Here is a 6,511-nt window from a genome sequence, read left to right as displayed (position 1 = left end):
TTTTAAAAATGATGGTTTGGAGATAATTACACATCATAGAGAGAGTACACCAAGGCAAGAAAAAGAGCAACCACAAAATAGATTTTCTGAATTTGCAGGGATATGGAAAGATAGAGATATAACCCAAGAGTCAATTAGAGAAAAAGCATGGAAATGATAATTCTAGATACCAACATATTGATTGAGATTTTGAGATTATAGAGATAAATGAAGCTATATCCAAACAATCTACTACACTTATCAAAACTTATGCAAAAAGCCACAATTTGGATATTCCTGATAGTCTTATTGGCTCAACAGCTTTGATTTTAGGGTCTCCTCTTTTTACTTATATAGTTAATTAAATATCGCCTTATGCTCCACCATAGCACAATAATTCTGCACCACAGCTATCCCACTATCTTTAGCTTTCTCTGCTGCTTCATTGTTAATAATCTCCAGTTGAGTCCAAAGCACTTTAACATCACCTCGCGCAATACAAGCATCAGCCACAGCCAAGACCACAGCAGGTTTTCTAAATACCACAACCATATCAACAGGTTTGTCTATATCTGCAAGAGATTTATAGACTTTTTGCCCCAATATCTTATCACCTTTTGGATATACAGGTATCATCTCGTAGCCAACCTCCACTAGATATTTAGCCACACGATTACTAGCTTTTTCAGGTTTTGGAGAGCATCCAATCACGGCGATGGTTTTGCACTCTTCAAAATACTTTCTCATCTCATCTCTATTACTATTTACTCGTGGGATTTCGCATTCCATAATTTTATCCTTTTTGATTATAATTCTATCAATATAATATCAGGATTAATTAATGTTGGATTTGAAATCTATAGAAAAAGCGAGTCATAGACTAAAAGGTGTAGCACATCGTACACCATTCTCTTATGCTCCGTTACTAAGTGAGATGAGTGGATACGAGGTCTATTTGAAAAAGGAGAACCTTCAACGAACAGGGGCGTTTAAGCTTCGAGGGGCATTTAACAAAATTGCAACGCTTATAGAAGAGGGAAAGAGGGGAGGAGTGGTCGCAGCAAGTGCAGGAAATCACGCCCAAGGGGTGGCTTTTAGTGCGAAATATTTCAAAATAGATGCAACAATTATCATGCCAGAGTCCACACCTCTGACTAAAGTACAGGGGGTCAAAGATTTGGGTGCAGAGGTGATTTTGCATGGAGCGAATTATGATGAAGCGTATGGTTATGCTACCCAGTTTGCTACGGAGCATCACAAAGATTTTGTGCATCCATTTACAGATGATGAGGTGATGGCAGGGCAGGGGACTGTGGCTATTGAGATGTTAGAGGAGCAGAGAGACCTTGATGCTATTATTGTGCCTGTTGGTGGAGGTGGATTGATTTCAGGTATAGGGGTGGCTATCAAGGTGATAAACCCAAATGTCAAACTTATCGGTATCGCTTCGTTGGGTGCTAGTGCTATGAAAAACTCATTTGACCACGGCAAAGCAGAGTCGACTAAAAGTGTGCGAACAATTGCTGATGGTATTGCTGTGAGAGACGCTTCGCCTATTACGCTAGAGTATATCTTGAAGACGGTTGATAGGATAGAGCTTGTCTGTGAAGATGAGATTGCTTCTGCTGTTCTGTTTTTATTGGAAAAGCAGAAACTCTTGGTGGAAGGGGCAGGAGCTGTTGGTGTTGCGGCGTTGATACACAATAAACTTGGTCTGCCAAAGGGTTCAAAAATAGGAATAGTACTAAGTGGTGGAAATATTGATGTTACGATGCTCTCTCTCATTATAGAAAAGGGGCTTGTCAAGAGTTCTAGGAAGATGAAATTATCTGTGATATTGATGGATAAACCAGGGGCATTAATGCATTTTACAGAGCTACTTTCAGAGGTGGGAGCGAATATTGTACAGATTGGTTATGATAGAACTTCTATTGATTTGGAGTTTGGTGATGCTGTTGTTTCTGTTGATTTGGAGACCAAAGGTGTAGACCATCAGGATGAAGTCAGAGCGATTTTAACCAAAAATGGATTTGAATTCAAAGAGGCACGGTAGGTCGGGCTGCCCTCTGCCCGACAAAAACACGCACAAGTTGAAAAAGGAAAAAAATGAGTAAAAATATAATAGCCATAGATTTAGGTTCAAATAGTATCCGTTTTTTAAAGATGGATTGTAAAACAAAAAAAACTATTAGTACCTTTCATAAGATGGTAAAAACAGCTGATGGTTTAGCAATCACAGGACGCATATCTTATCCTGCTCTTGACCGTATAATAGTAGCTATCAATGAAGCAAAAGAGCAGATGGACTTCTCAGATGCAAAGGTCAAAGCTGTGACTACAGAGGCTATTCGTCAAGCTGTTAATGGTCAAGAGATACTTGATGGTATAGCAAATAATACAGGTGTGGAGTTTGAGATTATAGATGGGGATGATGAGGCTAGATATGCACTTATTGCTACCAAAAATCGTTTGAAACTTCTGGGTGAGTCTCCAAAAAGTTTTATGATTGCAGATATTGGTGGAGGGTCTACAGAGTTGATATTTAGTCATGGAGATAGAACCATCTCAAAAAGTTTCAAGATAGGGATTGTGACACTGACCCAGAGTTTTAGAGGGATAGGGGAGATAGCCAATGCTATACCTGCATTAATGAATGAGATGAGACTTTTTTGTAATGAGGTATACTCTAAAGATGGAAGAGTAGAGAAGTTTATTGCTATGGCAGGAACACCAACTACCATCGCCTCAATGAAGATTGGTATGACCTATACGACTTATGATGCAGAGAAGATTCATGGTACACTATTGACTAGAGTCGATTTGTTAGAGCAGTTAAAAGCTCTTTTGTCTATGAGTGTAGAGCAGAGGTCAAAAATGGTTGGGGTAGGGCGTGAAGACCTTATCGCTTCTGGGATTTTGATATATGAGGAGATTTTTGATATTGGTGGGTTTGATAGTTCTATGGTTATAGATGATGGGGTTCGTGAAGGTGTAGCTCTGTCAGAGTGTTAACATTTCATCACACTCTTATTATATTTTAGCTAAAATCGCCCACAAAAAAAACGATTGGAGCAGATTCATGAAGATGAACGGTGCAAGAATGGTTTGTGAAGCACTGATAGCCGAGGGTGTAAAGACCGTGTTTGGTTATCCTGGTGGTGCTATCATGAATGTATATGATGAGATATATAAGCAGGATGGTTTTGAACATATCTTGAATAGACATGAACAGGCTTCTGTTCATGCTGCTGATGGTTACGCTAGAGCTACTGGTGAAGTTGGTGTGGCGATGGTGACAAGTGGACCAGGATTTACCAATGCTGTGACAGGTTTGGCTACAGCGTATATGGACTCTATCCCTATGGTCGTTGTCTCTGGGCAGGTTCCACTCTCTTTGATTGGGACGGATGGTTTTCAGGAGATTGATGCTGTCGGAATCTCTAGACCTTGTACCAAGCATAATTATTTAGTTCGAGAGTTATCTGATTTGCCACGGATTATGAAAGAGGCGTTTCATATTGCTAGAACAGGAAGACCTGGACCTGTACTTGTGGATATTCCAAAAGATATTACAGCAGAGATTGGTGATTTTGTCTATCCTAATTCTGTCAATATACCAAGCTATAAACCAACTACCAAAGGGAATAATAGACAGATAGATAAGGCTGTTTCTGCTATCTTGAAGTCTAAAAAACCACTTTTGTATATTGGTGGTGGTGTGGTTCTATCCAATGCTAGTGATTTGGTTCGAAAACTAGCAGATATGGGTGGGATTCCTGCTGTTGAGACTTTGATGGCTAGAGGGGTTATGGGTCACTCCAATCCTCTACTTCATGGTATGCTTGGGATGCATGGTAACTACTCATCAAATATGGCGATGAGTGAGACTGATTTGGTCATCTCTCTAGGTGCTAGATTTGATGATAGGGTTACAGGTAAGCTAAGTGAGTTTGCTAAGTATGCTGATGTGATTCATGTGGATATAGATGCTGCCAATATTGGAAAACTAGTTGCCGTTGACTACCCTATCGTTGGTGATGTATATGGTGTGTTAGAGAAGATGATATCAGGTCTTGAGGGTAAGATAAAGCCTGATAGATATGCCAACTGGAGAGAGGTCTTAGAGCGATATAATACTCTTCATCCTCAAAGCTATAGAGACTCGGATGAGGTTATCAAGCCACAGTGGGCTATAGAGAGAGTTGGTGAGCTTTTGGGCGAACAAGCGATTATCACATCGGATGTTGGTCAGCATCAGATGTGGACGGCACAGCACTATCCTTTTGATAGACCAAGACAGTGGATAAACTCTGGAGGACTAGGGACAATGGGCTTTGGTTTTCCTGCCGCCCTTGGTGCTAAACGCGGTTGTCCTGAGAAGACGGTTATAAACTTTACAGGTGATGGTTCAATTTTGATGAATATGCAGGAGCTAATAACAGCTTCGGAGTATAAGATTCCAGTTATTAACATTATCCTAAATAATAGATTTTTGGGTATGGTTCGACAGTGGCAGAGCTTTTTTTATGATGAGAGATACGCAGAGACCGATTTGAGTTATCAACCAAACTTCAAAGCTTTGGCTGAAGCCTGTGGTGGAATTGGGTATGATGTTACCAGCAAAGAGGAGTTTGATGCAGCACTGGAAGATGCAATCGAAAAAGATAGAGTTGCCTTTATCAATGTTGCAATAAATAGGTTTGAAAATGTATTGCCAATGGTTCCAGCAGGTGGAGCGTTGTATAATATGCTGTTAGATGACCAACAGGAGGAGAAGTAATGTCTGATAAAACAAGAAGAGTAGTATCGGTATTAGTAGAGAATGAGAGTTCAGTACTCTCTCGTGTCTCTGGTCTCTTTGCAGGGCGAGGTTACAATATAGAGACTCTAACCGTCGCTCCTGTGCCAGATACGAATCGTTCTCGGATTACCATTGTTACTAAAGGTAGCCAGAGAGTTTTGGAGCAGATAACCAAACAACTTCATAAGCTTATACCTATTCATAAGGTTGTGGAGCATGAGGAGATGGTTGAAAAAGAGATGGTACTTGCAAAATTTCCTATAACTGAGAGTTTAGCAGATATTCAGGCTCTGTGCGATGCGTATAATGGTGAGATTGTTAATGTAGGTAGTGATATGATTATCGGTATGGCTGCTGATGAGCCTATTCGGATTAAACATTTTATAGAGGCTTCAAGTCGTTATAATCCTATTGAAATTGTTCGTGGTGGGGTTGTTGCGATAGAGCGATAGATAATTATATTGTTTATTGTTCGATTTCATCGAACCTACGGATTTGTTATTGAAATATATTTGTGATTCGTAGGTTCGATGGAATCGAACGGTTTAATATGTAAATTTTAATGAAAGAACAAATATGAAATTAAGTCAAATATGTCAAGAGATTAATATCGAATTTCTAGGTAATGATATAGAGATAGACGGACTCCATACATTAAGTGAAGCAACCTCCTCACAAATCTCCTTTTTTAATGATAAAAAATATAAAAATCAACTTTCAGAGACTAAAGCTATAGCTGTTCTAATAGAGGAACAGTATGCCCAACTACTTCCCAAGACCACAATAGCTCTTGTTACAGATGAGCCATATCTAAAACTTGCTCTTGCTTCAAAATTTTTTGCTCACAAGATAGAGACAAAAGGTGGTCATCCAGATATGGGTGAAGGTTGTGATATAGACAAGAGAGTTCGTTTTGGAAAAGATGTAAATTTGGGTGACAATGTAACAGTTATGGCAGGTGCTTATATCGGAGATAGCGTAACTATCGGTTCTAATACACTTATCTATCCCAATGTCACGCTATATCATCATACAGAGATAGGTAGCAATTGTATTATCCACGCAGGAACAGTTATTGGTTCAGATGGATATGGTTTTGCACATACCAAAATGGGTGAACATGTCAAAATTTATCAAAATGGTAATGCTGTAATAGAAGATGCCGTTGAGATAGGGGCTAATTGTGTTATTGATAGAGCCGTATTTGGAACAACTTATATTCGTAAAGGCTCTAAACTGGATAATCTTATTCAGATAGGACATAACTGTGATGTGGGGGAACATTCACTTATTGCTGGGCAGTCTGGATTGTCAGGTTCTACAACAACAGGACGAAATCTAGTTATGGGTGGTCAGAGTGGAACAGCAGGACATCTGCATATTGGCGATTTTGTAACAGTTGCTGGTAAATCTGGAGTGACTAAATCACTTAAAGGTGGCAAGACCTATGCAGGTTTTCCTGCTATAGAGCATATAAGTTGGTTGAAGTTACAGGCGAAGATTCATGGGTTGATTAAGAGGAAGAGGAGGTAAGCTGACTCGTTTGTATAATCACATTACCACTCAAAAAGATAGTAAGTAGGTGACCAATATTATATTCATTTGGAATCGGAGACTTTAGTCCCGAATATAACGAGGCTAAAGCCCAATGCCAATGAATTAAGCTTTTTTTGAACCAAATAGTTCGGGTGTAAACACGCCGATTCCGAAAATGCAAATTGCATATAAGGA

General features: G+C 39.5%; 6 protein-coding genes. 5 read left to right on the top strand and 1 reads right to left on the bottom strand.

Going from position 1 to position 6,511, the window contains the following annotated elements; genetic code table 11:
* Nucleotides 1-336: 336 nt before the first annotated feature.
* Complete coding sequence (locus GSY74_RS10045) at nt 337-768, bottom strand: CoA-binding protein (protein ID WP_164664967.1); 432 nt, start codon at nt 766-768, stop codon at nt 337-339.
* 52 nt (nt 769-820) lie between these two features.
* Here GSY74_RS10045 and ilvA point away from each other — a divergent pair, with 52 nt between their 5' ends.
* From ilvA to lpxD, 5 genes are all read left to right on the top strand, one after another.
* Nucleotides 821-2,032, top strand: a complete 1,212-nt coding sequence (gene ilvA / locus GSY74_RS10040) for a threonine ammonia-lyase (RefSeq protein ID WP_164664966.1) — start codon at nt 821-823, stop codon at nt 2,030-2,032.
* A gap of 53 nt (nt 2,033-2,085) precedes the next feature.
* The gene (locus tag GSY74_RS10035; protein ID WP_223157529.1) at nt 2,086-2,991 is read left to right on the top strand and encodes a phosphatase; all 906 of its coding nucleotides are present in this window, start codon (nt 2,086-2,088) and stop codon (nt 2,989-2,991) included.
* A gap of 67 nt (nt 2,992-3,058) precedes the next feature.
* Nucleotides 3,059-4,759, top strand: coding sequence for an acetolactate synthase large subunit (locus tag GSY74_RS10030; RefSeq protein ID WP_164664965.1), 1,701 nt, complete (start codon nt 3,059-3,061; stop codon nt 4,757-4,759).
* Complete coding sequence (gene ilvN / locus GSY74_RS10025) at nt 4,759-5,232, top strand: acetolactate synthase small subunit (protein ID WP_164664964.1); 474 nt, start codon at nt 4,759-4,761, stop codon at nt 5,230-5,232. Before GSY74_RS10030 ends, ilvN begins: the two co-directional genes overlap by 1 nt.
* 124 nt (nt 5,233-5,356) lie before the next feature.
* Nucleotides 5,357-6,313 carry a UDP-3-O-(3-hydroxymyristoyl)glucosamine N-acyltransferase gene (gene lpxD, locus GSY74_RS10020; protein WP_164664963.1) on the top strand — a complete coding sequence of 319 codons (957 nt, stop codon included), beginning with the start codon at nt 5,357-5,359 and terminating at the stop codon, nt 6,311-6,313.
* Nucleotides 6,314-6,511 lie beyond the last annotated feature (198 nt).

The organism is Sulfurovum sp. bin170 (assembly GCF_010892395.1).
Classification (GTDB): Bacteria; Campylobacterota; Campylobacteria; order Campylobacterales; family Sulfurovaceae; genus UBA1140.
This window is presented reverse-complemented; position numbering and strand designations above follow the sequence as displayed.

Bases quoted from the DNA above. Each gene is read 5' to 3' on its own strand.
- lpxD (WP_164664963.1), top strand. From the start codon at position 5,357: ATGAAATTAAGTCAAATATGTCAAGAGATTAATATCGAATTTCTAGGT.
- ilvA (WP_164664966.1), top strand. From the start codon at position 821: ATGTTGGATTTGAAATCTATAGAAAAAGCGAGTCATAGACTAAAAGGT.
- ilvN (WP_164664964.1), top strand. From the start codon at position 4,759: ATGTCTGATAAAACAAGAAGAGTAGTATCGGTATTAGTAGAGAATGAG.
- GSY74_RS10045 (WP_164664967.1), bottom strand. From the start codon at position 768: ATGGAATGCGAAATCCCACGAGTAAATAGTAATAGAGATGAGATGAGA.
- GSY74_RS10030 (WP_164664965.1), top strand. From the start codon at position 3,059: ATGAAGATGAACGGTGCAAGAATGGTTTGTGAAGCACTGATAGCCGAG.
- GSY74_RS10035 (WP_223157529.1), top strand. From the start codon at position 2,086: ATGAGTAAAAATATAATAGCCATAGATTTAGGTTCAAATAGTATCCGT.